The sequence below is a fragment of the Bradyrhizobium sp. 191 genome, assembly GCF_023100985.1.
Taxonomy (GTDB): Bacteria; Pseudomonadota; Alphaproteobacteria; order Rhizobiales; family Xanthobacteraceae; genus Bradyrhizobium; species Bradyrhizobium diversitatis.
The window spans coordinates 8,139,554-8,165,676 of record NZ_CP064692.1; the positions used below are offsets into that span (position 1 = coordinate 8,139,554).

The window sequence follows — 26,123 nt, forward strand, 5'->3', positions numbered from 1 at the left end:
TTCGAGCCGCCCCGGAATGACGGTTTCTAACTTGGCTTACATGCTTCCGGCGACTACATAGCGCCGACCCCTTTCGAAACGGATTGAACGATGGCAGACGCGCGGCGCGCACCCCTGAAAGACCAGACCGACATTTCCGGCGCGCGCGCGCTGATCGTCGAGGCGCGGTTCTATGACGATCTCCAGGACGCGCTTCTGGATGGCGCGGTGACTGAACTGAAGGCGGCCGGCCTGACCCATGACGTGATCACGGTTCCCGGTGCGCTGGAAATCCCGGCGGCTGTCGCCATCGCGGTCGATGCCGCGGCGGCGAACGGCAAGCCCTATGACGTGGTGATCGCGCTCGGCTGCGTGATCCGCGGCGACACCATTCATTTCGAGATCGTGTCGCAGGAATCCTCGCGCGCGCTGATGGACCTTGCCGTGGCGCGAAAGCTGCCGCTCGGCAACGGCATCCTCACCGTCAACACCGAGGCGCAGGCCTGGGCGCGGGCGCGCGCCAGCGAGCTCGACAAGGGCGGCGATGCCGCGCGCGCCGCGCTTGCGATGCTGCGCATCAAACGCCGACTGGCGCAGGCCTGAAGCCATGGCCGACAACACCAGAAAGCCGCCGCTCGGCACCGAGAAGAAAGCGAACCGGCGCGGTGCGGCACGGCTCGCAGCCGTGCAGGCGCTGTACCAGATGGATATCGCCGGTGCCGGCATCAACGACATCTTTGCCGAGTTCGAGAGCCACTGGCTTGGCAACGAGGTCGAGGGCGAGACGTATCTGCCGGCCGAGGCGGCGTTCTTCCGCGACGTGGTTTCGGGTGTGGTGCGGGACCAGAAGAAGCTCGATCCGCTGATCGACGAGGCGCTGTCGAAGGGCTGGCCCTTGAAGCGGATCGAGGCCATCCTGCGCGCGGTGCTGCGGGCCGGGGCCTATGAGCTTCAGCACCGCAAGGACGTGCCGGGCCGGGTGGTGGTCTCCGAATATGTCGACGTCGCCAATGCCTTCGTCGACCGCGAGGAGACTGGCATGGTGAACGCCGTGCTCGACCAGATCGGCCGGCAGTTTCGCGGCGACGAGTTCGGGCGAGGGTAGGATCAGTCGATGGCCCTTGCAGTAGCCGTCATCCTGAGGTGCCGTAGCGAAGCGAAGGCCTCGAAGGACGGCGGCGTGCCGCTGAGGTCGCACCTCGGCCGTCCATCCTTCGAGGCTCGCAAGGGCTCGCACCTCCAGCGACGATGGCTTCGCCATCGCGCAGGGATGACGGGTCGGCTATCGTGACACAGGACAGAACACAGCCCTCCGGCGAAGATTCCCTCATCGCGCGCTATTTCAAGCCGCTGGCGATTGATCCCGGCGCATTCGGGCTCGTCGATGACGCCGCAGTCCTGTCCTCATCCGGCAAGGACATCGTCGTCACCACTGACGCCGTCGTCGAGGGCGTGCACTATCTTGCCGACGATCCGCCCGACACCATCGCGCGCAAGGCGCTGCGGGTGAACCTGTCCGATCTCGCCGCCAAGGGCGCGGTGCCAGCCGGCTTCGTGCTGACGCTGGCGCTGCGCAGCCAGGAGGATGCCTGGCTCCGTCCGTTTGCGGACGCGCTCGGCGAGGACGCCAGCACATTCGCATGCCCGCTGCTCGGCGGCGATACCGTGTCGACGCCAGGGCCTCAGATGATCTCGATCACTGCCTTCGGCCGCGTGCCGCAGGGGCGAATGGTCGGGCGCACCGGTGCAAAGCCAGGGGATTGCATCCTCGTGACGGGCACGATCGGCGATGCCGCACTCGGTCTCGACGTGCTCAAAGGCGGTGCCGCTGCCGCAGCGCTTGCGTCCGATCCCACCGCGAGGGAAGCCCTGGTCTCACGCTATCGGGTGCCGCAGCCGCGCAACGTGCTGGCGCGGGCGGTGCGCGACCATGCGACCGCAGCAATGGACGTCTCCGACGGTCTCGCTGGCGATCTGGCCAAGCTCTGTGCAGCGTCCGGGGTTTCGGCTTCGGTCGACGTGACAAGCGTGCCGCTCTCGGCCGCGGCGGCCGGACTGCTCGCCCGCAACGTCGTTTGCGTCGAGACGCTGCTTGCGGGGGGCGACGACTACGAGGTGCTATGCACCGTTCCGCAGGCGCAAAGCGAGGCGCTGATGGCCGCTGGGCGGGCCAGGGGCCTTGCGGTGACCATGATCGGCACGATCGTGGAGGGGCAGGAGCGGCCGCGCTTCCTGGATGGGCAGGGCCAGGAACTGCTCTTGACGCGACTGTCCTACAGCCACTTCTAGGAATTGCTCCAAACCGGCATCTTAGTTCTCAGCACTTGGTCCTAAATACCTGCCGAGATCGACGGTTTCGGCCTTATCCGGCGTTGCACCCTCAATTTGATTTTGGCAAGCTCGCGACCGACTGAGGCCGCCTCTTTTTTTGGGCAAGGGGGCGGCCTTGTTCGAAATCAAGGCGCCGCACCGCACGACGGACAACAAAAGGCGCCGGGGGTACATCAAGGATCTGAGGCAAAAATCACATGACAGCATTATGGTTGATAGTGCTCTGCGGAGTGCTTTCCGTCGTCTACGCGATTTGGGCGACGTCTTCGGTGTTGGGCGCGGATGCGGGGTCGCCGCGCATGCAGGAGATCGCAGGAGCCGTGCGCGAAGGCGCACAGGCCTACCTGCGGCGCCAGTACACCACGATCGGTCTCGTCGGCATCGTCATCTTCGTGCTGCTTGTCTATTTCCTCGGGCTCTATGTCGCGATCGGTTTTGCCATCGGCGCGATCCTGTCCGGCGCTGCCGGCTTCATCGGCATGAACGTCTCGGTCCGTGCCAATGTGCGCACGGCCCAGGCCGCGACGAAGTCGCTCGCCGGCGGGCTCGAGCTCGCCTTCAAGGCGGGAGCGATCACCGGAATGCTGGTGGCGGGTCTCGCGCTGTTGGGTGTGACCCTCTATTTCGGCTTCCTGGTCCACTCGCTGAAGCTCGCGCCCGATAGCCGCGTCGTGGTCGATGCCCTGGTGGCGCTCGGCTTCGGCGCCTCGCTGATCTCCATCTTCGCCCGTCTCGGCGGCGGCATCTTCACCAAGGGTGCGGATGTCGGCGGCGACCTCGTCGGCAAGGTCGAGGCCGGAATTCCCGAGGACGATCCGCGCAACCCGGCGACGATCGCCGACAACGTCGGTGACAATGTCGGCGACTGCGCCGGCATGGCTGCCGACCTGTTCGAGACCTATGCGGTGACCGCGGTCGCCACCATGGTCCTGGCGGCCATCTTCTTCGCCAAGACGGCGATCCTCGCCAACATGATGACGCTGCCGCTCGCGATCGGCGGCATCTGCATCATCACCTCGATCATCGGCACTTTCTTCGTGAAGCTCGGGCCGAGCCAGTCGATCATGGGCGCGCTCTACAAGGGCCTGATCGCGACCGGCATCCTGTCCCTGATCGGCATCGCGCTGGTGATCTACTACCTGATCGGCTTCGGCAAGCTCGAGGGCGTCGACTACACCGGCATGGCGCTGTTCGAATGCGGCGTGGTCGGCCTCATCGTCACCGCGCTGATCATCTGGATCACCGAATATTACACGGGCACCGACTACCGTCCGGTGAAGTCGATCGCCCAGGCCTCGGTGACCGGTCACGGCACCAACGTGATCCAGGGCCTTGCCGTCTCGATGGAAGCGACCGCGCTGCCCGCGATCGTGATCATCGCCGGCATCCTGGTCACCTACAGCCTCGCCGGCCTGTTCGGCATCGCGATCGCGACCGCCACCATGCTGGCGCTCGCCGGCATGATCGTCGCGCTCGACGCCTTCGGCCCCGTCACCGACAACGCCGGCGGCATCGCCGAGATGGCGGGCCTGCCGAAGGAGGTACGCAAATCGACCGACGCGCTCGACGCGGTCGGCAACACCACCAAGGCGGTGACCAAGGGCTACGCGATCGGCTCCGCCGGTCTCGGCGCCCTGGTGCTGTTCGCGGCCTACAACCAGGACCTCAAGTTCTTCGTTGCCGGCTCCGCGCAGCATCCCTACTTCGCCGGCGTCAATCCGGACTTCTCGCTCAACAACCCCTACGTGGTGGTGGGCCTCTTGTTCGGCGGCCTCTTGCCGTATCTGTTCGGCGCGATGGGCATGACGGCCGTGGGCCGTGCGGCGAGCGCGATCGTCGAGGAGGTACGACGCCAGTTCCGCGAGAAGCCGGGCATCATGCAGGGCACCGACAAGCCTGACTACGGCAAGGCGGTCGACCTGCTGACGAAGGCGGCGATCAAGGAGATGATCATCCCCTCGCTGCTGCCGGTGCTGTCACCGATCTTCGTCTACTTCGTGATCTACGCGATCGCGGGCGGCGGCGCGGCCGGCAAGTCGGCGGCGTTCTCGGCCGTGGGCGCGATGCTGCTCGGCGTGATCGTGACGGGCCTGTTTGTCGCGATCTCGATGACCTCGGGCGGCGGCGCCTGGGACAACGCCAAGAAGTACATCGAGGACGGCCATTTCGGCGGCAAGGGCTCTGACGCCCACAAGTCGGCCGTCACCGGTGACACCGTCGGCGATCCCTACAAGGACACGGCGGGCCCCGCGGTGAATCCGATGATCAAGATCACCAACATCGTGGCCCTGCTGCTGCTGGCGATCCTGGCGCACTGAGCGGCGCCAACTCTGCAAAACAGAACCCCGCGGTGCGAGCCGCGGGGTTTTGTTTTGGTGGCCGGACCCTCTCACCACGTCATTGCGAAGAGCTCTTACGACGAAGCAATCCAGGGTCTTTCCACGGAGAGAGACTGGATTGCTTCGCTACGCTGGCAATGACGAAAGAGAGACCTACTGCACGTCCATCTGCAGCCCTTCCTTCTGGATGATGCCGGCGAACTTCTTCGTCTCGGCCTCCACGAAGGCGGCGAACTGCTGCGGGGTGCCGTAGTCGGCGCGGGCACCCATGCCGGCGATCTGCTTCTTGATGTCCTCGCGCTCCAGCATCGCCTTGACCTGGAGATTGAGCGCGTTGAGCACCTCGGGTGAAACCCCCTTCGGCAGGAACACCGCGAACCAGGACGAGATGTCGAAACTCGCCAGCTCCGGCGCGCTCTCCCGCATCGTCGGCAGGTTCGGCGCGAGGTCGCTGCGCTCGGTCGTGGTGACGCATAGACCGTTGAGCGTGCCGTTCTGCACCTGAGGCAGGCTCGGATAAAGGTTGTCGAACAGGATCTGGATGTCGCCGGCGAGGGCCGCTTGCAGCGCGGGTCCGGCGCCGCGGAACGGGATGTGCGTCATCTTCAGGCCGGTGAGCTGGAGAAACCAGGCGCCGGTGAGGTGAGGGCTCTGGCCGACGCCCGAAGAGGCGTAGCTGAGCTTGTCCGGATTGGCCTTGAGGTAGGCGATCAACTCGGGGACCGACTTGATGCCGGTCTTCGGATGCGCCGAGACGATGTTCGGGATCCGGATCATGTTCGAGACCGGCTGCAACTGGTCGGGCTTGTAGGTGAGGTTCTTGAAGATGCTGTAGGCGATCGCGTTCGGACCGGGATTGCCGACCAGGATGGTGTGACCATCAGGCTTGGCGCGGACCACCTCGGCGGTTCCGATGGTGCCGCCGCCGCCCGAGCGGTTTTCCACGACCGCCGACTGGCCCCAGGCGGTTTGCAGATGCGCGGCCAGGAGTCGGCCCATCACGTCGGTCGAGCCGCCGGCCGCAGCCGGTACGACGAGGCGGACGTTTTCGGTGGGCTTCCAGTCGGCGAGGCTCGATCGCGGCAGTATGGCTGCGGCTGAAAGGCCGGCAGCGCCGGTGAGCACGCGACGGCGGGACAACAAAGGCTTAGGCACGAATCCACTCCCTGCTTCTTACTTTGCAGGGACCGTAGGGAACAGCTCGTGCGACCGCAAGTCGCGTGCGACGGCATGTGGCGCGCGCAGAGCGGCACGACGCCGCAGTTCAGAGCGATTTACCTTCCGGCGGAATTGGAAGGCTTTGGATTCGTGTTGGACGCATTTTTTTCCGCGCGAGCCGTGATCGGCTCCGCGCGAAAGCGCTCTGGAGTCTCAGTTGAAGCTGAGCAGCTTGAACAGCGGCGTGAGGTAGCTCATCTCCTGGCCCGACGTCGGCGTCGTACGGCTGATGAAGTCGAAGATCTTGCCGTCCTGCAGACCGTAATTCGCAAGCCGGCGCACGCGGCGGTTCTTGTCGAAATAGATGGCGATGACGCGCTGGTCGACCACCTTCTGGTTCATGAAGGCGACCGGGCGCTCCGAGCGTTGCGAGATGTAGTAAAACACCTCACCGTCGAGGGTCGCGACCGTGGAGGGGGTACCCATCACGATCAGCACCTGGTCCTGGCTTGCGCCGATCGGAATCTGCTCGAGCGCGCCGGGCGGCAGGATGTAACCCTTCTGGAACTGCTCGCCCGTACAGCCCGCAAGAGCCGCGCCGACCACGGCGGCAGCTGCGAGCATGCGCAAGCCGCGCCAGCATGCGTGGAGGCCGCGCCGCTGATCCGCGCGCAGGCTGGTCTTGTTCGTTGTCGTCATAGCGGAACTGATTCCGTCCCCTTGCGTCGCGCGAGGCGCTGAAGTACCGGGCTGGGCGTCTTAATGCAACACGCGCGCGCCCGCTTGCGGAAACCACAATGCTTTGGCCGTTCAATCACTTCAGGAAACCCCGACTGACCCCGCCGAGCACCATTGAAGCGATCTATGGCATGATCGTGACGCAGGCGCGAGAACCCATATTTTACCGTGACTTGGGCGTGCCCGATACGGTTAACGGGCGTTTCGATCTGTTGCTGTTGCATCTCTGGCTGCTGCTGCGCCGCCTGCGCGCGGTCCAAGGCGGCACTGGCGGCGCCACGGAGCTGTCCCAGGCGCTGTTCGACCGCTTCTGCGAGGACATGGACGACAATCTGCGCGAGATGGGTGTGGGCGACCAGACCGTGCCGAAGCGGATGCGGGCCTTCGGCGAGGCGTTCTACGGTCGCGTCCAGGCCTATGATCAAGCCATGGAAGGCGGCGGCGAGGCGCTGGCATCGGCGATCTGCAAGAATATCTTGAATGGGACCGGCTTCGTCCAGGCGCAGCAGCTCGCGGCCTATGCCCGGGCCAGTGAGGCCGAGCTTGGCCGGACCGACGAAGCCGTGCTGCTGCGCGCCTCCTTCAAGTTTCCTCCAGCGCTTCCTGAGGATGTCACGCCATGAGTCGACCGAATGCCGGATCCGAGCCCGATCCCTGGCGGGTGCCCGTCATCGTTGCGCAGATCCCTGAAGCAGGCCTGCATCGCGAGCTCGAGGCCTCAGCGGCCGAGCGGCAGGCCATGGCGGCGCTCGCGGGCGTGCGGGAGATCCTGTCCGCGCATGCCAGCTTCGATGTCGTGCCGAAAAGCGGTGGGCGGGTCCAGGTCACGGGACTTGTTCGCGGCCGGATCGGCCAAACCTGCGTCGTCACGCTGGATCCGATCGAGAGCGAGATCGAGGAGGAGGTCGACCTGATGTTCGCCCCGGAGGCAGAGGCACGGCGCCTGGCCGATCTGATCGAGGAGGGGCAGGACGATGAGGGGCCGCCGGCGGTCGCCGATCCTCCCGAGCCGATCGCCGGCGGCATCATCGACCTCGGCCGGCTCGCCACCGACGCCCTGTTCCTGGCGATCGATCCCTATCCGCGCAAGGAGGGGGCCGTGTTCGAGGCTGAGGTCGCCGCCCCCGATCCCGAGGACCATCCCTTCGCGGCACTGAAGGCGCTTCACGACAAGAAGAAGGGGCCATAGGGCAATTCCGCTTGTGCCCGCCTTGCGAGAGGACGCGAGGCATTTCCCTTGATGGTTTGAAAGAAGCATTTATCCTCCTGATTTCAATGTCTTTCCTGCTCAATCCGGGGGGCGTGGCCGCATCGCCCCAAATGCAAAAGGCTGGGGGCAAGAGGTTGTTTCGGGGTAACAAAACGCTATTGTCGCGCCCCGGTCCGGGTGCGGCGAGGCGCCTGACCGATCGCCATGTCCGTGGCGAACCCATTTCGCGGCCCCGCTAGATCAAGACCGCACGAGACCAGGTTTCCAGGACTTTCATGCCAAGCAAGGTTCGCATCGCGCTGGACGCCATGGGGGGCGACGTCGGCCCCGCCGTGGTCATTCCGGGCGCCGCCATCTCGCTAGGCAGGCATAGCGATACCGAGTTCCTGCTGGTCGGCGACCGCGCCAGGATCGAGCCCGAGCTCGACAAGCACCCGAAGCTGAAAGCCGCCTCCAGGATCGTCCATACCGACGTCGCCGTCAGCATGGAGGACAAGCCGAGCCAGGCGCTGCGGCGCGGCCGCAAGTCCTCCTCGATGTGGCTCGCGATCGATGCGGTCAAGAAGGGCGAGGCGGATGTCGCGATCTCTGCCGGCAATACCGGCGCACTGATGGCGATGGCGCGCTTCCACCTGCGGACGTTGCCGGGCATCGACCGCCCGGCGATCTCCGCGATATGGCCGACCATGCGCGGCGAATCCGTCGTGCTCGACCTCGGCGCCACCCTCGGCGGCGATGCGCACCATCTGGTGTCGATGGCGGTCATGGGCGCAGCCAAAGCGAGCGTGCTGTTCAACAAGAAGCGGCCGACGGTCGGGCTGCTCAACATCGGCGCCGAAGAGATCAAGGGCCACGAGGAGATCCGCGAGGCCAGCGAGATCCTGCGGGCAAGGAACCTGCCGGAGCTCGACTATATCGGCTTCGTCGAGGGTGACGGCATCGGCAAGGGGCTGGCCGACGTCATCGTGACCGAGGGCTTCAGCGGTAACATCGCGCTCAAGGCCGCCGAGGGAACCGCCCGGCAGATGGCGGAATTGCTCCGTAACGAGATGCAGCGGAGCTGGCTCTCCAAGCTCGGCTATGTCTTCGCCCGCAGCGCCTTCCAGGCCCTGCGCGACAAGATGGACCCCAACAAGTCCAATGGCGGCGTGCTGCTGGGACTGAGGGGGGTGGTGGTCAAGAGCCACGGCGGAACCAACGCCGAAGGCTTTGCCTATGCGATCGATGTTGGCTATGAGATGGCTCACTACGATCTCCTGAACAAGATCAATCAGATGCTCAACCGCGAGGGTGGTGCACTCAGTTTCGTGCAGCCCGCGCCGGAGGATGTTTCGTGACTCAAATTCGTTCGGTCGTGCTCGGCTGCGGCTCATATCTGCCGGAGCAGGTGGTGACCAACGCCCAATTGGCGGCCCGCATCGACACCTCCGACGAGTGGATCGTTCAGCGCACGGGCATTCGCGAGCGGCACATCGCGGCCGAGGGCGAGTTCACCTCGCACCTGGCGATCAAGGCGGCGCAGGCCGCGCTCAGCGATGCCGGCATGGACGCGCAGTCGATCGACCTCATCGTGCTGGCGACCTCGACCCCGGACAACACCTTCCCCGCGACGGCTGTCGCCGTGCAGCACGGGCTCGGCATCAACCATGGCGCTGCCTTCGACCTCCAGGCGGTGTGCTCGGGCTTCGTGTTCGCGCTGGCCACTGCCGACAATTTCCTGCGCACCGGCGCCTTCAAGCGCGCGCTGGTGATCGGCGCCGAGACCTTCTCGCGCATCCTCGACTGGAACGACCGCGGCACCTGCGTGCTGTTCGGCGACGGCGCCGGGGCGGTGGTGCTGGAGGCGCAGGAGCAGCCCGGCAATGCCGCGACCGACCGCGGCGTCGTGACCACGCATCTGCGCTCCGACGGCCGCCACAAGGCAAAGCTGTTCGTCGATGGCGGCCCGTCCTCGACCCAGACCGTCGGCCATCTGCGCATGGAAGGCCGCGAGGTCTTCAAGCATGCGGTCGGCATGATCACCGACGTCATCGTCGACGCCTTCGAGGCGACCGGGCTCAATGCCGACAGCATCGACTGGTTCGTGCCGCACCAGGCCAACAAGCGAATCATCGACGCCTCCGCCCACAAGCTGCACATCGCGCCGGAAAAGGTGGTGCTGACGGTGGACCGCCACGGCAACACCTCCGCCGCCTCGATCCCGCTGGCGCTGTCGGAGGCGCGCAAGGACGGCCGCATCAAGAAGGGTGACCTTGTTCTCCTGGAGGCGATGGGCGGCGGCTTCACCTGGGGCTCCGCGCTGCTGCGCTGGTAAGCCGCAGTCGATAAAATTTTGCCGGAATCGGTGCCGATTATCGATGCGTCTGCATTGATGAGCGCTGTTGACCGCCGTATCGTAACCTCATAATTTCAGACAACAATTGTTCGCCGTGATGTGGGGCAGGGCGATGACCGATCAAAGTAAAACCGTAACGCGTGTCGATCTCTGCGAAGCCGTCTACCAGAAGGTAGGGCTATCGCGCACGGAATCGTCCGCTTTCGTGGAACTCGTGCTGAAGGAGATCACCGATTGCCTCGAAAAGGGCGAGACGGTGAAATTGTCCTCGTTCGGGTCCTTCATGGTGCGCAAGAAGGGGCAGCGCATCGGCCGTAATCCGAAGACCGGTACCGAGGTGCCGATCTCGCCGCGCCGCGTCATGGTATTCAAGCCGTCGGCGATCCTGAAGCAGCGGATCAACGGCCAACACCGCGCCAATGGCGACGCCACCAGCAAGGCTCAGCAAGAGGCGTAACCCTTTCGCAAAGGATTTGGCATTTGGACAAGGCGCCGGATGCGTTCCGAACCATCAGCGAAGTAGCGCAGGAACTCGACATTCCGCAGCACGTGCTGCGGTTCTGGGAGACCCGGTTCTCCCAGATCAAGCCGATGAAGCGCAGCGGCGGCCGCCGCTATTACCGCCCCGACGACGTCGACCTGCTCAAGGGCATCCGCCGGCTGCTCTACGGCGAGGGCTACACCATCCGCGGGGTGCAGCGGATCCTGAAGGAGCACGGCGTCAAATCGGTGCAGGGCCTCGCCGACAGCGCGGCCGCGGTCTCGTTCGGCGCCATCGAGGACGCCATCGGCGCGAGCCTGATGGAGCCCGAGGACGAGGCGCCCATCAAGGGCATCACCGACACCGACGATGACGACTACCAGGGCGACGAAGAGGAAGGCATCGACTTCCGCTTCACGGAGGTCGACGACGAGGAGATCCTCACCACCTTCCGCAAGGGCGGCGCCACCGCCGCACCCGCCGGCCCCAGCGCACTAGACCGGGAGCGCCTGGGCCGGGCGCTCGCCGACCTCGTCGCAGCGAGGGAGATGCTGGATCAGGCGCTGAAGGACGGGTAGGGCCTTTTAGCCGGCTTTGTGGGCAGTTCCGGGCGCTTTGGGCTGCTGATTGAGGAGAGGCCCAAAATGGTGTCTGCCTCGCCTTGCGCGAAGCAGCGATCCTAGCTAATGGAACGGCATTCGGAGCGTGGCGCAGCCCGGTTAGCGCACTAGTCTGGGAGACTAGGGGTCGGAGGTTCAAATCCTCTCGCTCCGACCATTTTCTCAAATCATCTGTCGGGTGGATTGATCGTCGGCGTGGAGTCTCCTCCCGCCGGTGAGGCGTGCGCGTGATCAGCGCATGCCGGCTACTTCGGTGACCGACTACGACAAGAATTTCGAAAACAACCCCATGCACAGTAGCGAAGTCATTGACGGTTAATGTTTTTCCGAAAAAATTTGACGCGTCGGGCAAAACAGTGGCATGATGTCATCCTGCCAGCCGCATCACCCCGCTAACCCAGCTCCGATCCCAACGCCTGCTCGAGCAGCTTCCGGCTCGGCTCGTAGCGATTGATGAACTGATCGATCAGCAGGGGCGTTCGCCCAGTACGGCAGGCTTCGATGGTATCGGTGATGTCGGCGAGCTTCATCTGGATCGCGGGCTGATTGCCGGAGGCGCAGAGTTTGCGGATGTAGTCGAGATAGATCGCGCATTCGGCGGGGCCGACATCCTGGAAGCGGCGGTAGTAATCCGCGTTCGGAGGAGGGGTCTGGATCTCGATGATCTCGCGGGCTTCCCGGCTGACCCCGAGAGCATCGAGCATCTTGCGTCCGCCGCCGCGCTCCATCATCGCGTCGTGCAGGAGGGCAGCTTCGATATGGGCGCGGGTCGCGTCCGGCTTGCGGAAGATGAGACGGAGCGCCACGCGCTCAAAATGCTGCGCCCAGGGTCGGCCGAGATGATCCTTGATGCCGGCCTGCTGCTGGTCCACGGCGGCGATGATGTCAGTGTACCAGGATGCGCTTGGAACGAGCGTCATGCGTTGGTCCCTTCTTGTCTTGCGTGTTTGCGATCCGAATCCTCGGACGAGAGCTCGACGAGCCGCTGCTCGGACGGGCGAACGGCGCGAGTAAGGCTGCGTTGGCTTGCGACATCTTCGACCCGGCGCTGCCAGCCCTCGACCATCGGACGCATCGCAGCTTCCCAGGTACCGAGCGCGGCTTCGATGTCGCCGGCGTGCGCAACGGTCTCCGCGAGCGCGACGGCGTTGACGATGCTGACGCCGGCGCCTTGCCCCAGGCTCGATGGCATCGCATGTGCCGCATCGCCGACGATCGCTGCACGTCCCTTCGACCAGGTCGAGAGCGTCGTCGTTGCGTAGCGGTCGTGACGGCCGGCTTTGCCGACCCGTTGCAATGTCGGTGCGAGATCCGGAAATCGCGCGGTCCAAAGCACGACGGCGATCGGAACGGACGTCGCCTCGAGATCGGTGATGGGCGCCATCAGGCAGAAATAGAAGGCATCCGGGCCACACGGCGTGTAGAGCACCCGCAACGGACGTCCCCGGTAATCATAGTAGTCGTGAATGCTGCTCCATTTGTCGTCACGCAGCCCGTCGCGATCGAGAAGGATCCGCGTGATGCCGTCCTGGTGCGCGACGCGCGTGATCGGAATATCCAGCGCTTTCGCGATGGTCGATCGCACGCCGTCGGCGGCAACGACCAGATCGGCTTCGAGCCGCGTGCCGTCTGCGAGGATCAGGACGCCGCTCGGGTCAGCCGCAACAGCCCGCGATCCGCCGACGATGCTGACGCCGGCGCGCCTTGCTGCATCGATCAGTGCAACATGAAGCAGCGCCCGGGTCGTGGTGACGATGTTTCCTTCCGTGGACGCATTCGATTGCCGCGCGCCGTCGATGTAGACGCAATGCGCGGCAGGTTTGAATGCCCCACGCATGAAATCGTCGTAGGCGCCGGTCTTGCGAAGGGCGTCATGGACGAAACCGTGCACATAGAGACCGGCGCCGACGCTTCTTGGCTCGGGATCGGCCTCGTACACGGAGACGCGCCATCCCGCGCGCGCGAGCACGGCCGCCGCTGCGAGGCCGGCGTAGCCGGCCCCGGCAATCACTGCTGTCCGCGTCATTCGGCCGGTGCCTCAACGGCGTTTGCCCGCGCTGCAACGTCGCGCGCCGACGACGTCGCCTCGAGGGTCTTGCCTTTCGTATTGGGGCCAACCAGCGCCACCACGATGATGCTGACGATCAGCAGGCCGTCGCTCACCAGGAAGAGCGCGAGCCGTCCGTGCAGCACGGCGAAGATTCCGAACGCAAGCAGCAGGAGGATGCCACCGACGCGTCCCCAGGCCGAGGCCATTCCCATCGCCGTCGTCCGAATCTCGGTCGGATAGAGTTCGGGCGTGTAGGTGTAGATGCAGGTCGAACCGTTGCCGAGGAAGAAGGCGGTGAACCATGCACAGGCCATGATCGTCACGGGCGTATTCGCAAGGCCAAACAGCGTGCTGGAGATCCCGATCCCGGCGAAGCAGATCATCAGCCAGTATTTCCGCCCGACGAGATCGAGGAAGTAGCCCGCGCCGATATAGCCGGGGATGAAGCCCGAGAAGATCACCACGGTGAACTCGGTCGATCGCACGATGGAGAAACCATCCATGGCGAGCAACGTCGGAAGCACGGATTGGAAGGTATAGAGAACGCCGTACTCGGTGAACCAGACAAGCCAGAGCATGAGGGTGACAGGCAGGATGGCGGGGGCGACAATCTCGCGCCTGCTGACCGGACGGGTGACGGGCGCCGGGATCGGAACGATCGGTGGCAGAGTGCCACCGTTCGACCGGGCCACCCGCGCTTCGATGGACGCGACGATTCGCTCGGCTTCCTCGGTTCGGCCCTGGCTCACCAGCCATCGCGGGCTCTCGGGAAGGAAGGTCCGCATCAGGCCGATCAGGAGCGCGAACGGGAAGGTGAGCGCGAGCGTCCAGCGCCAGCCGACGGTCGGGATGAGGAGGAGGGCCCAAACGGGGGACAGGGCGATGCCGATCGCGAAGAACGCCATCATCCAGCCGTTGAAGCGGCCGCGAAGCCGCGAGGGCCACAGCTCCGCCAGATAAGGCGGCACCACGCAGCTCTCCATCCCCACGAAGATCCACGTGAAGAAGTTCAGCAGGCAAAAGACCTCGATGCCGGGGGCCAGCGCGCGGGAGGCCGAGAACAGCGAGTAGAGGCCGAGGCTCCAGGTCATGACGGCTTTGCGGCCGAACCGGTCGGCGACGAAGCCGACGAGGATGGAACCGAGCAGGTAGCCGCTCAACCCGATCGCCGAGGTGACGCCGAGCGCGAGCGGGCCGAGGTTCCATTCGGTCCGAAAAGCTGCGAAGGCAAAGCCGGTGACGGCCGTGTCCAGCGTATCGAAGAACAGTGAAAGCCCAGCAATGATAAGGACTTGAATGTGGAAACGGGAGGGAGGTAGCCGGTCGATTCGGGCAACGAGCCCTTGGGCAGTGATGCTCATGGACGAGATCCTTTGCCTGCGCGAAAACGGCCCGGCAGTCGCCCTCGCATCGCACGGCACCTGTGATAGGATTGGCCGTGCATGCACAGTTTATGCACTATGAATAAAGCAAGGCAAGATATTTCATGATGGCCAGCAGACCACCTCCGCCGCCGGGCAAAGGGAAGGGCGTCGAGTTCGCGTACACGGCGCTCCGGCGCGAGATCGTGTCGCTCACCCTGCGACCGGGCTCGCCGCTTGATGAGGCGGCCCTCGCTGCCAGGCTCGGGCTGTCGCGAACCCCTGTGCACGAAGCGCTCGTCAGGCTCGCCTCGGAATCGCTGGTGGTGCTGCTGCCCAACCGCGGCGCGAGCGTCGCAAGTCTCAACTGGGATGACCTCCGCGAGATGCTCGAGGCGCTCGATATCACCCAGCGGCTCGTCACCAGGTGGGCGGCGCTACGCCGAACCGATGCGCAGCTCGCCGAGATCGATGCCGAGCGGGTTGCATTCGAACAGCATGAAGCGGCGGGTCGCGCGGAGGAGATGAACGAGAGCAACTGGCGGTTTCATGCCCTGATCGCCGCCGCGTGCGGCAACAAGCTGATCGAACGCAACTATCTCCACCTCCTCACGCTCGGGCTGCGGATTGCCTATCTGGCCTACGATGCCCAGCATTTTGCTTCGAAGGCCGCATATCAGAAGCACATGAACACGATCCTGACCGAGCACATCGCAATGGTCGCGGCGATCAGGGACGGGGATGCCGACAAGGCGGATGCCCTGGGACGTTCGCACGCCGATCTCGGCCGGCAACGCATTCAGGATGTTCTCACGAGAGGGGTGAGCAATTCGCTGGATATCGCACTCGATCATCCGATCACGATGTTGAAGCAATGATGGTGCGGCCGCTAGCCGGCAATCCTTCGGCGACTGCGCCTACTTCAAATACCCCACCACCAACCGCGTCGTCTCGTCCACCAGCACCTTCACCATCTTCTCCGACAGCATCTCTCCGTTCAGTACCGTGTTGTGCGCGATGGCTTCGATCGTGCTCACGCACATGAACGCTGCGAGCGCGGGGTCGAGCTTGCGCATCTCCTTGCGGTGGCGTTCGAGATAGGTGCGCACGAGGGCGTGGATTTCCTGGCTGTAGGCCTCGACCTCCGCAAGGTGGCCGGAGCGCGGAATCTGCTCGGCGAGGACGCGGTGCAGGTCCGGGTCGACGAGATGGGCTTCGATCGCCACCGTGACGAGGCGGCGCACGGCTTTCTCGATCGGTAGGCCGTCGACTTCCGCGAAGACGGTGCGGACGAGCCTCATGATCTCCTCGTTGTGACGATCGATCACGGCGGCGACGAGCGCCTCCTTGCTGGGGAAATATTGATAGAGCGAGCCGACGCTGACGCCAGCGACGTCAGCGATGCGGTTCGTGCTGGCCTTCTCGAAGCCTTCCTTGACCAGAATGCGAGCAGTCGCCTCAACCAGCGCGTCCACCGTGGCGCGGGATCGCTCCTGCGAGGCATTTTTTCGGGGTGTTGTGGGCGGTTTGCGGGCCACGGCTTTGTGATCTGAATGCGAGTAGGAAAAGCGAGTGAATGCTCGCATTATATCGGCAAGTGGCGGCGGGTCGGCAAGCCTCTTCGTCGCCGGGTCGAAACAGCCGGATAGGGATGTGGCGATGAGCGTTGCGAGACTTGTGTCGGCCTTGCAGTTCTGCCCGGGCGGCTGCGTGTTCGGTGCGCGAGCCTCGCGCGATCCCGCGCCGAGCCTGCAGAGCCGCGCCTTCAACCTGCTGCTCGGGCTGCTTCCGCACAAGGAGCGGTTGGCCTCAGTCGAAGCCGTGCAGGCGCATGTGCAGAAGCTCGCCTTGGAGCCGGCCTCGTTCGAGCCGCCAGATCTCGGCGGCGGCGTCGAGGTGATCCTGACCAAGATGGGCGGATGGCCGGTGTACTACACCGCGCCGTCGTCGGGCCATGAAGGCTGCAACTACGTCATGTTCCTGCATGGCGGCGGCTACATCAACGAGATCGTGCCGGCGCATTGGCGCTTCGTCGGCGAGATGACGCGCAAGGCGCACGTCTGTTGCGTCGTGCCGATCTATCCATTGGCGCCGCGGGCGACTGCGAAGGACGTGGTGCCGGCGACGGCCGAGCTGCTCAGGATGCTGCTGGAAGACGCAGGCGACGCGAAGGTGACGGTGGTCGGCAATTCCGCCGGCGCGGGGCTCGCGCTCGCTGCGTGTCAGTGGCTGCGCGATCACGGCCATCCGCAGCCGAGCCGGATGGTGCTGATCTCGCCGGCGGCCGATGCCTCGGTCAGCCGTCCAGAGCAGGTGGCGATCGCCGCACGCGATCCGATCCAGGACATTCCGGGGATCGTCGAGGCAGGACGCCTCTATGCCGGCGAGCTCGACGTCGGCCATCCCTTTGTCAGCCCGCTCAACGGCGCCTTCCGCGCCCTCGCGCCGATGACGATCTTCGCGGGGACGCGCGATCTTCTCTATCCCGACAGCATCGATCTCGCCGAAAAGGCGAGGGCGGTGGGCGTGCCGGTCGAGCTGCATCTTTTGCGCGAGCAGCCGCACAACTTCGCGCTGATGCCGACACCGGAAGGGCGGCGGGCGCGTGCGATCATCTTGCGAGCGGTGGCTTGAAGGAAAGGCGTGACCGTTGTCACAGAGCGCAGCCGCAATAGGGCTGGGGCTGCAAGCCGCTCAGGGAAAAGGCGCCCCCGGGCGTTTCCTCGATCCGTCGTGTTCGGATCAGTAGTTTTGCGGGGCCTTCAGGCGTGGCCCTTGATCTCGTAGTGACCCGGCACGCACTTGTAGCGCTCGAGGCGCCAATTGGCGTGATAGATCGGATGTTCGCCCATCCATTTCGCGAGCGGTGCCTGTGCGCCGACCGCGCACTGCATCATCGAAATCTCGGGCGTCATGTTGCTGTCGGTCACGATTTCCTCGACGCAACTGCCTGAGCTGGCTGCGCCAAGCCGGCAAAGTACGGCAACGACGGTCACGAACATTCCTGTCACCTCATCGGTTGTTTCTGACCACGAGGAGGATGCAAGCGGAGTGCCAGAGCCTGTGACACGCAAACAACACGCTGGCCTAGCCGACTCGACACAGCGTCCGGGGTCCATTCGACGATTCGGATTGTAAAAAGATTGCCCCTAAACCGAAGCCGGACAAATACGGGACGGGCGCAGTACTGCTCGGTGCTGCCCGTGCTCCGAGCGGGGGCTTCGAGGGACGACGGAGCAAGCGCCTCGCCCTTCGAGACGACCGCTTCCAGCGGTCCCTCAGGGTGAGGCTAAGGAACGGTGGTGCTCGTTGAAATTGCGGCCCCATGCTCAGCCCTCATCCTGAGGGCCCGCCTCAGGCGGGCGTCTCGAAGGATGCGCCGCAAGCGACTCTGTCACAAAGCTACAGCCGTGCACTGGCCGTACCTGGAATCACGATAATCCGCGCGCCGAAATAACGCCGAAGATTGCATCGCCGATCCGCTTTCTTTTGCGGATGTCGCGCTGCTACAGTTTTGCGCGCGCCTCGGTCAGCGGCGCCGCGACGAAGAAACATACCGACAAGGGGAGGGACCGAAGTCCCATGAAGGATTTTGCTGGAAAGATTGCGGTCATCACCGGCGGCGGCACGGGAATGGGGCGCGAGCTCGCGCGGCAGCTCGTCGCCGAAGGCTGCAACGTCGCGATGTGCGACGTCTCGGAGGCCGCGATGGCCGAGACTAGGCGGCTGTGCGAGACCGAGAAGCTGCCGCAGGGCCTGCGCGTCACGACGCATGTCGCCGACGTCGCGATCGAGGATCATCTGAAGCGTTTTCGTGACGAGATCGCCGAGCAGCAGAAGACGGATAAGATCCATCTGCTGTTCAACAATGCCGGCATCGGCGGGGGCGGCAGCCTGTTCACCAACACGCGCGAGCAATGGGAGCGCACCTTCAACATCTGCTGGGGCGGCGTCTATCTCGGCGTGCGCACCTTCCTGCCGATGCTGGTCGCGGCGGACGAGGCCCACATCGTCAACACCGCGAGCGTCAACGGCTTCTGGGCCTCGATCGGCATGAATCAAGCGCACACCGCCTACAGCTCGGCCAAGTTCGCGGTGAAGGGATTCACCGAGGCGCTGATCAACGACCTCCGCCTGCACGCGCCGCACGTCAAATGCTCGGTGGTGATGCCCGGTCACATCGGCACCTCGATCGTCTCCAATTCGCGCAAGGTGCAGAGCGCCGATGGATCGGAACGGCTTAGCGACGACGAGGTGGCGCTGACCCGCAAGCGCATGGTGGCGGCCGGCGTGCCGGATGCGGACAAGATGTCGGACGAGGACATCCAGGCGGTGTTCGCCGAGCGCGCTCGCAGCTTTCTGGAGGATGCGCCGACGACGGCCGCGCAGGCGGCGAAGATCATTCTCGACGGCGTCAAGGCGGAGCGCTGGCGCATCCTCGTCGGCGAGGACGCAAAACGTCTCGACGAGCGCGTGCGCGCCACGCCGGAGCAGGCTTACGACCGCGCCTTCTACGAAAGTCTCGTGCAGGAGGTGGGCTGGCGGCTTGGTTGAGACGGTCTCCGAGCGGGTGCGAATGTAAGCATGATGATCATCATGGCAAGAGATGCGCAGGGCAATCGTGCGTGCCACCTCTTGCCAATGTTCGCCCGCTCCATGACCTGTCGGTATGTCACGCATGCGACATGACGATGTTCAAGCGATGGTGATCTGAAACGCCTCTCATCGGGCGCACGGCCGCTTGGTTGGCGGACTGAAATCGTTTAATTGATGGAGGTAACGCGACGATCGAGCGTAGCTCCAGATGATACCAGCATGCCTCTCCGACGACTGGACCCTTTGCCCGGAACGAGAGGACATTTCCGCTGAGTTCACGCGGCTGCTCACTGCGGCCCAGGAGGGCGGCGCCACGATCGCGGAATGCCTCATGATCGCGCGACAGCTGAAGCGGGGCGACGACCGGTCCTGGCATCGCGAGTGGAAGAAGCTGGCGCAAACCAATCGGCAACGCGCCGAGGCCGCGTTCGCGGAGGGCCACAGGGCGAGCGCGCAGCGCAATTGGCTGCGCGCGATGAACTACTATGGTGCCGCGGCGATGCCGCTCGATCTGGCGGATGAGCGCCGCTGGGTCGCGGTGCTGGCGATGCAGGATTGCGCCCGGCGCTACCTCGCCGCGCGCAGCCCGGCCGGCGAAGTCGTGACGATACCCTGGCTCGACGGGCATTCGCTGCAGGGCTACTTCGTTCCTGCGCCGTCAGCCGGCGGGCGGGCTCCGACGGTGATCTGCATCGGCGAGCCCGGTCACCGCAAGGAAGAGTTCCTGATCAAGCTCGTGCCGCACGCGCGCGAGCGCGGTTTCTCCATGCTGGCCATCGACCTCTTCGGCGACCAGCGCGACGATTTTCTCGACGCGCTGTTGCGGCGCCGGGATCTCGAGAGCGCGATCCCTGGCGTCATGGACTATCTGGAGACGCGCGGTGACGTCGACTTCGCGCGCGTCGGCATCATCGCCGATGGCTGGGGCTCGTCCTTCGTCTCGCGCGCGGTGTTGCAGGAGCCGCGGCTTGCCGCCGCCGTCTGCGACGGTGGCCTGTGGGACCTGCACGAGCGGGCCTTCTTTGCCAGCCGATTCGCGATGAGCGACGTCAGCATCGTCCCGGTGCCGCATGCGCCGCTCATGGCCTCCAGCGCCGAGTGCCCGGTGCTGATCACGCTCGGCGAGGACGGTTGGCTCAAGGCCGATCGGGCGCGTCAGATCGTCCGGAACTCCAGGCTCGGCGGTTCGGACGTCATGCTGAAGGTGTTCACTGCGGCCGAGACCGGCGCGGCACAGAGCCATGCGGACAATCCCAGCCTTGCCAACGAATACATCTTCGACTGGCTCGAATCGCGGCTCGGTGCCGCCGCGCGCATCTAGCGGCGGTGGCCCGGATCGGGCCGGGCGTCAGAAGTCCAGGCTCAGGCGGACGCAGGCCTTTTCGAGACGGCTCTTCAGCGTCGCGAGCTTGGTGGTGAATTCGGTGAGCTCGGCCTCGTCGAATTCCTGGAAGACGAATTCCCTGATGGTCTTGTACTGCTCGTTGAGGCTCGCCAGGTGCTTCTGCGTCTTGTCGGTCAGGGACAGCCGGACCACCCTGGCGTCGGTCGGCGAGGGGCGGCGGCGCAACAGGCCCTTCTTTTCGAGCAGCTTGGACTGGGTGGTGACGAAGGACGGATCGACGTGGAGGAGCTTGGACACGACGTTGACCGGGATGCCGTCGTCCTTGTCGAGGTCGGAGATGGCCATCAGGATCAGCCATTGCGGGCCGCTGATGCCGAGCGTCCTCGCCCAGAACTGACGCAGCTCCTCGAGATACAGGTTGATCGACGATATCTCCCAGGTGAAGCGCCTGATGATATCCAGGTTGCCGATGGTGCGCAGGCGCGCTCCCTCTTTCCTCGTCGCGGACACAGCGTCACTCCGTGAACCGGTTGTTCAGATCAGTGTTCGTGGAATGTCATAGTCCACGCAAGCCTGCTCTGACGCAAGTGCAGAGCAGGGTAATTTTGTCACCAAAACCACAAAGATGACCGGCTCAGCAGATTTGCCCGGCCCGGGTGTTGCGGCCGGGGCACAGGTTTAGCGAAACCAGTAACCTGAGCTAATAAACTATTTTGATTAGCGGAACAGCGCAGGCATATTGACCACGACGGTGGGGGGTACTCGATCGTCCCGTTACAGGTGGTTCGCTCACGTCCCTCGCCTCGAAAGCGGGTGTCCGAAAGCGCAAAGCGGCCGAGCGGATTTGAGAGAGACGGGGATCTGGGGGGCCTCACGGTCCGGTCTCCGCAAAATGAGCAACTTGGAGGTTTTAAATGAAAGTGGTGAAGAGCCTTTTGCTCGGCACTGCGGCGGGTCTGATCGCCGTCGGTGGAGCCCAGGCGGCCGATCTTCCGGTCAAGGCCAAGGCGGTCGAGTACGTCAAGATCTGCTCGCTGTACGGCGCGGGCTTCTACTACATCCCGGGCAGCGACACCTGCATCAAGCTGGGCGGCTATCTGCGTGCCGAAGTGGCGCTGAACGCCGGCGGCAATTACAGCGCCCAGTACAACGGCGTGTTCGCGGCCAACAATCGCCTGACCAACTACTACTCGATGCGCGCTCGTGAAGATCTCAACATCGACACGCGCACCGCGACCGAGTACGGCGTGGTCCGCACCTATTTCGATGCGGTCTTCACCTGGACGACCGGCAGCTATGTCGGCACCGGCTCTGGCACCGGCGCGACCGCCTACAGTGCCACGACGGCCGGCACGTCCAACCTCAACCCGACTGACGGCGGCATCTCGGGCGGTTCGCTCGGCGTCTACTACGCCTTCATCCAGTTCGCCGGCTTTACCCTGGGCAAGTCGGTGTCGCAGTTCGACGCGCCCTGGATCAACTACCCCGGCAACAACTTCGACCAGCTCGTCGGCGGCAGCGGCACCACCAACGGCGTACCGCAGATCACCTACACGGCCGATTTCGGCCAGGGCGTGACGGCGACGTTCTCGGTGCAGGATCAGACGCAGATCTTCCAGACCAACATCTGGAATACCGCGGGCATGACGACCTCGGGCGTTCTCGGCGGCGCCTACGGCTCGAGCGATTTCGGCGGCACCCGGTCTCCCGACATCGTCGGCGCGGTCCGGGTCGACCAGGCCTGGGGCCTGTTCCAGGCGTCGGTCGCTGCGCACGACAACCATACCGGCTATTACGGTGCGACCGAAGTCACCGGTCATCCCGAAGACAAGTGGGGCTGGGCGGTTCAGCTCGCTCTCTCGATCAAGAACATTCCGACCGGCGCCGGCGACGTGATCAACGTCTCGGGCGTCTACACCGAAGGCGCGAGCCGCTACAACTTCCAGGAGCTGGCCGCGACCAGCTACTCGATGTTCGGCAGCTCGAACGCCGCCTACCAGAGCATCGGCTTCGCCGGCGTCTCTGACGCGGTGTTCGGCCCCGGCGGCAACCTCGAGCTGACCAAGACCTACGGCTTCCGTGGTGCCTACACCCACAACTGGAGCCCGTACTGGAATACGGCGCTCTACGGCGCGTGGGCTGCGGTCAGCTACAACAGCACGGCGAAGGGCCTGATCTGCGGCAGCGGCGCGTTCGCGACCCTGACCGGCACCTGCAATCCGGACTTCAACATCGGCCAGGTGGGCGTCATCACCCGCTGGACGCCGGTGAAGAACCTGACCTTCTCGGCCGACTTCGTCTACAGCCATCTCGACCAGAAGTATTCGGGCGTGATCACGACCCCAGCGCTGACGAGCGTCGCCAAGCCGGCGGCGGCCTACGAGCTGAAGGACCAGGACACCTACAGCCTCCTGCTGCGCGCCCAGCGCAACTGGTAAGCTCGAAGCTTTCGAACTTGATGAAGCCCCGGCGGGAAAACCGCCGGGGCTTTTTCGCAAGGACGGGCATTCGGAAAATCGGCTGGCCTTTGCAGAGGACGAAGACGAGCCATGCGATCCGATCGCCTCAAACTTATTTACTTACCTGAGTTACTAAGCTATATATCGATCAGCCAAATACGAAAGTTGCGGCTCTTAGCTTCACGCTAAGCCTCCAGAAACCTCCGGTGATGCCCCGCCGGAGGTTTTTTGTTGTCTGGAGCACGGCGCGGCATCAGCCGCGCATCACGCGAGCGCGCGTGTTCGGCCGGTAGGCGAGGCGGCTGTGACCGGCGCAATAGGGCTGGCCGTCGGGAGCCGTGTTGCCGCAGAAGCAGAAATCGTCTTCGCCCGGCGTCGAGATCGGCCATCGGCAGCGGTTCGCGGACAGCTCCAGCAGAGAGCAGCGATTGGCCTCATCGATGGGGCCCGCGGCCGCAGGGCCATCGCTCTCGCCATAGATCGTGGCGAGCATCTCATATTGCAGCCGCGGCACGGCCCTCCGCGTGCGCGCCGGCGCAAAGCCCCTGTCCTGGTCCTTGCGGTCGTCGACCGCCCGGCCGCGCGTCAGATTCAGCCGGGACAGCTTGCCGATCACGGCGTTGCGGCTGACGCCGATGTCGGCGGCGATCTCGCGGCAGGAGAGGCCGGCCTCGAAGTGCCGCTTCAGCAGTTCAATGCGTTCGTCGGTCCAGGTCGGCGAAGTGGTCGGTGAGAGAACAGGCATGTGTAACGATCCCAGGTTGCAGATGTCGGCCATCCGCCCTCTCGAGATCCGTCCGCCTCACGTCCTGCGCGCACTCACGTCCTGCCATTGTCGCGGATCGACAAGAGCCCGTCCTTGATGGCGAGACGGATGCCTTCCTCGATCAATGTCCGTGCGACGCCGGGAACGCTGGTGCCGTGGGTGCCCTGTCTCACCAGCTTCTCCAGATAGGCGATGGTCGAGAGCGCCAAGGTAACGGGAATGCGGTCAGTCTCGGCTTTTTCGGTGGCCATGGCCGAACGCTAGCCTCTTACTCGGGTACATAAAAGTAACGATTAAGACTCTATTTAGGTTCGGGGATGGAAGTCAAATCAGCGCCGGGGCAGCCGCTCACCTTGTTGGAATCGCTTGGGAATCGAACACGCCGCGGCGCGCCGCGGGGAAGACCGGGCGGCGGCTTGATGTCGGCAGGTCGGGGAAGGGCCCGGCGGGCTCAGCCGTGCACGATCGCCTTTTCGATCATGCAATGGATGCCCTTGGCGCCGTTGACGGTCTGGGTCACCCTCAGATCGGCGGCCAGGCTGCACAGCGTGTAGGCGTCCTCGCGCGACAGATTTCGCGTCTCGCCGAGCAGCGCGATCATGTCGCGCAGCGCGCGCACCACGCACTGGTCGAGGTCGGGGTCCATGGCCATGGTCATGTAGTGCGTCGCCGTCTCGGCGCGGGGGTAGTCGAGCCTGAGGTCCTTGCGCAGCGTGAGGCGGAAGCGGCCCTGGAGCGCGGTCTCGATCGCGGTGACGCAGACCTCGCCGTCGCCCTGCACGCCATGGCCGTCACCGCAGGAGAACATCGCGCCCGGAACGAACACCGGCAGATACAGCGTCGCGCCGGCGCCGAGCTCCTTGTTGTCGAGATTGCCGCCCATCGCGCGCGGGATCAGCGAGGAGATGCGGCCCCAGGCCGGCGGCGGCGAAACGCCCATCACGCCGAAGAACGGCTTGAGAGGAAGGTCGAGGCCCCACGGCATGCGGCCGGTCATCCGCGACCGGTCGAGCGGGATGTTGAGGATGCGCGTCTCGTGGAAATCGTCGGGCAGGGTCCCGGACAGCGGCTTGATCATGTTCCAGCCCCAATCCTGCCGGAGCTGGACGTCGAGGATCTCGACCGCGAGCACGTCGCCGGGCTCGGCCCCCTCGACCGCGATCGGACCAGTGAGGATGTGGCCGGGCAGCATGCGCTCGTTCTTCGCATGAACCTCGTGCATCTCGGGCGGAATGTGAAATTTGTCCCGGTCGGGCAGCATGTCCGGTCCGCCGCTGATGGTGTCGACCGTCACCTCGTCGCCGCTGGCGATGGTGAGGACGGGCTGAAGCGCGGCTTCGAAGAAGCCCCAATGGCAGGTTTCGGGGCTGGAATGCAGGTGATGATGGGTCATTTGCCGCGTCCGCTTGGTTTCATCGGCCGCGGGCTTGACCCAACGATCGATCCTCTTTCAAGAAGATTTCTGAAGATGGCGGGGCCGGTCAAGCCCTGCACAGACAGGCACGATGATTTCAGCGAGGCTCCCCTGTTTTTTGTTCTTTCCAAGACCCTCGGCGTCGCGCTGCTGCCGATCAATCTCCTGGTCGAGCTCGGGATCCTGTCCGTCGTGCTGATGGCGACGCGCTTTGCCGCGCTCGGCCGCAGGCTTGCTGTGATCACGCTGGTGGTGCTGGGGCTCGCTGCGTTCTCGCCGCTCGGCAATCTCCTGATCTATCCGCTGGAGTCGCGCTTTCCGGCGTGGGATGCCTCGCGCGGCGCGCCCGACGGCATCATCGTGCTCGGCGGCTCCGTCGACACCGATCTGTCGGCGGCGCACCGCACGCCGGTCGTCGCGCACGCGGCCGATCGTCTGTTCGCGCCGGCCGAGCTCGCGCGGCGCTATCCGAACGCGCGTATCGTCTTCACCGGAGGCTCAGCGAACCTGGTTTCGACCGACGCGAAGGAGGCCGACTACTCTGCGCCGATCCTGGAGAATCTCGGCATACCGAAGCAGCGCCTGATCCTCGAACGCGACTCCCGCAACACCTGGGAGAATGCGATCTTCACCAAGAAATTGGTATCGCCAAAGCCGGGCGAGCGCTGGCTCCTGGTGACGTCGGCCTTCCACATGCCGCGCTCGATGGGGATCTTCCGCAAGGCCGGATTTGACGTCGAGGCCTATCCCGTGGACTGGCGGATGGGGGGACGAGACGATCTGTTTTCCTTCACCAATGTCGGAGCGGACGGGCTGGGCCGAACCGAAGTCGCCGTCCGCGAGTGGATCGGCCTCGTCGCCTACCGTCTGATGGGCCGGACCGGCGAGTTGCTTCCGGGACCGGGCAAGGACTAGAACGAGGGTCGCAAAACAACAACACA

27 protein-coding genes and 1 tRNA gene are annotated in these 26,123 nt (G+C 64.7%); 17 read left to right on the plus strand and 11 right to left on the minus strand.

Features of this window, described 5'->3' with window-relative positions; genetic code table 11:
- Positions 1-90 precede the first annotated feature (90 nt).
- The 4 genes from ribH to IVB23_RS38480 all read left to right on the plus strand — a co-directional run bounded on the left by ribH (position 91) and on the right by IVB23_RS38480 (position 4,628).
- Positions 91-582, plus strand: a complete 492-nt coding sequence (gene ribH, locus IVB23_RS38465) for a 6,7-dimethyl-8-ribityllumazine synthase (protein WP_061877772.1) — start codon at positions 91-93, stop codon at positions 580-582.
- A 4-nt stretch (positions 583-586) separates the two neighbouring features.
- Positions 587-1,084: a transcription antitermination factor NusB gene (nusB, locus tag IVB23_RS38470; RefSeq protein WP_061877773.1), complete on the plus strand. Its 498-nt coding sequence runs from the start codon at positions 587-589 to the stop codon at positions 1,082-1,084.
- Positions 1,085-1,227: 143 nt separating this feature from the next.
- On the plus strand, positions 1,228-2,268 hold the full coding sequence (gene thiL / locus IVB23_RS38475) for a thiamine-phosphate kinase (protein WP_247802059.1): 1,041 nt from the start codon (positions 1,228-1,230) through the stop codon (positions 2,266-2,268).
- A gap of 239 nt (positions 2,269-2,507) precedes the next feature.
- Positions 2,508-4,628 carry a sodium-translocating pyrophosphatase gene (locus IVB23_RS38480; protein WP_247802060.1) on the plus strand — a complete coding sequence of 707 codons (2,121 nt, stop codon included), beginning with the start codon at positions 2,508-2,510 and terminating at the stop codon, positions 4,626-4,628.
- A 174-nt stretch (positions 4,629-4,802) separates the two neighbouring features.
- On the opposite strand, the gene IVB23_RS38485 is transcribed toward IVB23_RS38480, so the two are convergent.
- Together IVB23_RS38485 and IVB23_RS38490 are read right to left on the minus strand one after the other, a co-directional pair.
- Positions 4,803-5,804, minus strand: a complete 1,002-nt coding sequence (locus IVB23_RS38485) for a tripartite tricarboxylate transporter substrate binding protein (protein WP_247802061.1) — start codon at positions 5,802-5,804, stop codon at positions 4,803-4,805.
- Positions 5,805-6,020: 216 nt separating this feature from the next.
- Complete coding sequence (locus IVB23_RS38490) at positions 6,021-6,506, minus strand: outer membrane protein assembly factor BamE (RefSeq protein ID WP_061877777.1); 486 nt, start codon at positions 6,504-6,506, stop codon at positions 6,021-6,023.
- Positions 6,507-6,604: 98 nt separating this feature from the next.
- Between IVB23_RS38490 and IVB23_RS38495 the strand changes: the two genes are divergently transcribed.
- The 7 genes from IVB23_RS38495 (at position 6,605) to IVB23_RS38525 (ending at position 11,348) form a co-directional block, all read left to right on the plus strand.
- Positions 6,605-7,168, plus strand: a complete 564-nt coding sequence (locus IVB23_RS38495; RefSeq protein WP_061877778.1) for a ubiquinol-cytochrome C chaperone family protein — start codon at positions 6,605-6,607, stop codon at positions 7,166-7,168.
- A complete protein-coding gene (locus IVB23_RS38500; RefSeq protein ID WP_247802062.1) occupies positions 7,165-7,734 on the plus strand; it encodes a DUF177 domain-containing protein in 570 nt (189 codons plus the stop codon). The genes IVB23_RS38495 and IVB23_RS38500 overlap by 4 nt, the downstream gene beginning before the upstream one ends.
- Before the next feature lie 296 nt (positions 7,735-8,030).
- Positions 8,031-9,092 (plus strand): phosphate acyltransferase PlsX, encoded by a 1,062-nt coding sequence (gene plsX, locus IVB23_RS38505; protein WP_061877780.1) that lies wholly within the window; start codon positions 8,031-8,033, stop codon positions 9,090-9,092.
- Positions 9,089-10,069 carry a beta-ketoacyl-ACP synthase III gene (locus IVB23_RS38510; RefSeq protein WP_247802063.1) on the plus strand — a complete coding sequence of 327 codons (981 nt, stop codon included), beginning with the start codon at positions 9,089-9,091 and terminating at the stop codon, positions 10,067-10,069. The genes plsX and IVB23_RS38510 overlap by 4 nt, the downstream gene beginning before the upstream one ends.
- A gap of 133 nt (positions 10,070-10,202) precedes the next feature.
- Positions 10,203-10,547, plus strand: coding sequence for an integration host factor subunit alpha (locus tag IVB23_RS38515; RefSeq protein ID WP_028136003.1), 345 nt, complete (start codon positions 10,203-10,205; stop codon positions 10,545-10,547).
- A gap of 23 nt (positions 10,548-10,570) precedes the next feature.
- Complete coding sequence (locus IVB23_RS38520) at positions 10,571-11,149, plus strand: MerR family transcriptional regulator (RefSeq protein ID WP_247802064.1); 579 nt, start codon at positions 10,571-10,573, stop codon at positions 11,147-11,149.
- Positions 11,150-11,270: 121 nt separating this feature from the next.
- Positions 11,271-11,348: transfer RNA gene (locus IVB23_RS38525), tRNA-Pro, on the plus strand.
- Positions 11,349-11,583: 235 nt separating this feature from the next.
- On the opposite strand, the gene IVB23_RS38530 is transcribed toward IVB23_RS38525, so the two are convergent.
- The 3 genes from IVB23_RS38530 to IVB23_RS38540 are packed head-to-tail and all read right to left on the minus strand — an operon-like array spanning position 11,584 to position 14,602.
- Positions 11,584-12,111: a hypothetical protein gene (locus IVB23_RS38530; protein ID WP_061877783.1), complete on the minus strand. Its 528-nt coding sequence runs from the start codon at positions 12,109-12,111 to the stop codon at positions 11,584-11,586.
- Positions 12,108-13,217 carry an FAD-dependent oxidoreductase gene (locus tag IVB23_RS38535; protein ID WP_197966788.1) on the minus strand — a complete coding sequence of 370 codons (1,110 nt, stop codon included), beginning with the start codon at positions 13,215-13,217 and terminating at the stop codon, positions 12,108-12,110. The genes IVB23_RS38530 and IVB23_RS38535 overlap by 4 nt, the downstream gene beginning before the upstream one ends.
- Positions 13,214-14,602 carry an MFS transporter gene (locus tag IVB23_RS38540; RefSeq protein WP_247802065.1) on the minus strand — a complete coding sequence of 463 codons (1,389 nt, stop codon included), beginning with the start codon at positions 14,600-14,602 and terminating at the stop codon, positions 13,214-13,216. Before IVB23_RS38540 ends, IVB23_RS38535 begins: the two co-directional genes overlap by 4 nt.
- A 125-nt stretch (positions 14,603-14,727) precedes the next feature.
- Between IVB23_RS38540 and IVB23_RS38545 the strand changes: the two genes are divergently transcribed.
- A complete protein-coding gene (locus IVB23_RS38545; RefSeq protein WP_082821959.1) occupies positions 14,728-15,480 on the plus strand; it encodes a GntR family transcriptional regulator in 753 nt (250 codons plus the stop codon).
- A gap of 39 nt (positions 15,481-15,519) precedes the next feature.
- On the opposite strand, the gene IVB23_RS38550 is transcribed toward IVB23_RS38545, so the two are convergent.
- Positions 15,520-16,077 (minus strand): TetR/AcrR family transcriptional regulator, encoded by a 558-nt coding sequence (locus tag IVB23_RS38550; RefSeq protein ID WP_245311926.1) that lies wholly within the window; start codon positions 16,075-16,077, stop codon positions 15,520-15,522.
- A 184-nt stretch (positions 16,078-16,261) separates the two neighbouring features.
- On the opposite strand from IVB23_RS38550, the gene IVB23_RS38555 reads away from it, so the two are divergent.
- Entirely contained in the window at positions 16,262-17,236 is a 975-nt protein-coding gene (locus IVB23_RS38555) for an alpha/beta fold hydrolase (protein ID WP_061877788.1), read from the plus strand.
- 128 nt (positions 17,237-17,364) lie between these two features.
- Here IVB23_RS38555 and IVB23_RS38560 read toward each other — a convergent pair whose 3' ends face one another.
- Positions 17,365-17,604 carry a hypothetical protein gene (locus IVB23_RS38560; protein WP_028178804.1) on the minus strand — a complete coding sequence of 80 codons (240 nt, stop codon included), beginning with the start codon at positions 17,602-17,604 and terminating at the stop codon, positions 17,365-17,367.
- A gap of 580 nt (positions 17,605-18,184) precedes the next feature.
- Here IVB23_RS38560 and IVB23_RS38565 point away from each other — a divergent pair.
- Together IVB23_RS38565 and IVB23_RS38570 are read left to right on the plus strand one after the other, a co-directional pair.
- Positions 18,185-19,156 carry an SDR family NAD(P)-dependent oxidoreductase gene (locus IVB23_RS38565; RefSeq protein ID WP_247802066.1) on the plus strand — a complete coding sequence of 324 codons (972 nt, stop codon included), beginning with the start codon at positions 18,185-18,187 and terminating at the stop codon, positions 19,154-19,156.
- 250 nt (positions 19,157-19,406) lie between these two features.
- Positions 19,407-20,519 carry an alpha/beta hydrolase gene (locus IVB23_RS38570; protein ID WP_061877790.1) on the plus strand — a complete coding sequence of 371 codons (1,113 nt, stop codon included), beginning with the start codon at positions 19,407-19,409 and terminating at the stop codon, positions 20,517-20,519.
- A gap of 27 nt (positions 20,520-20,546) precedes the next feature.
- Here IVB23_RS38570 and IVB23_RS38575 read toward each other — a convergent pair whose 3' ends face one another.
- Positions 20,547-21,053 carry a MarR family transcriptional regulator gene (locus IVB23_RS38575; protein ID WP_028178807.1) on the minus strand — a complete coding sequence of 169 codons (507 nt, stop codon included), beginning with the start codon at positions 21,051-21,053 and terminating at the stop codon, positions 20,547-20,549.
- Positions 21,054-21,457: 404 nt separating this feature from the next.
- Between IVB23_RS38575 and IVB23_RS38580 the strand changes: the two genes are divergently transcribed.
- Positions 21,458-22,981 carry a porin gene (locus IVB23_RS38580; protein ID WP_247802067.1) on the plus strand — a complete coding sequence of 508 codons (1,524 nt, stop codon included), beginning with the start codon at positions 21,458-21,460 and terminating at the stop codon, positions 22,979-22,981.
- Between the two features lie 274 nt (positions 22,982-23,255).
- Here IVB23_RS38580 and IVB23_RS38585 read toward each other — a convergent pair whose 3' ends face one another.
- From IVB23_RS38585 to IVB23_RS38595, 3 genes are all read right to left on the minus strand, one after another.
- Positions 23,256-23,747: a GcrA family cell cycle regulator gene (locus IVB23_RS38585; RefSeq protein WP_061877857.1), complete on the minus strand. Its 492-nt coding sequence runs from the start codon at positions 23,745-23,747 to the stop codon at positions 23,256-23,258.
- Between the two features lie 74 nt (positions 23,748-23,821).
- Positions 23,822-24,019 (minus strand): hypothetical protein, encoded by a 198-nt coding sequence (locus IVB23_RS38590; protein WP_024341172.1) that lies wholly within the window; start codon positions 24,017-24,019, stop codon positions 23,822-23,824.
- 200 nt (positions 24,020-24,219) lie between these two features.
- Positions 24,220-25,161 (minus strand): acetamidase/formamidase family protein, encoded by a 942-nt coding sequence (locus IVB23_RS38595; RefSeq protein ID WP_061877792.1) that lies wholly within the window; start codon positions 25,159-25,161, stop codon positions 24,220-24,222.
- Positions 25,162-25,329: 168 nt separating this feature from the next.
- On the opposite strand from IVB23_RS38595, the gene IVB23_RS38600 reads away from it, so the two are divergent.
- Positions 25,330-26,097, plus strand: a complete 768-nt coding sequence (locus IVB23_RS38600; RefSeq protein ID WP_246515483.1) for a YdcF family protein — start codon at positions 25,330-25,332, stop codon at positions 26,095-26,097.
- Positions 26,098-26,123: the final 26 nt, after the last annotated feature.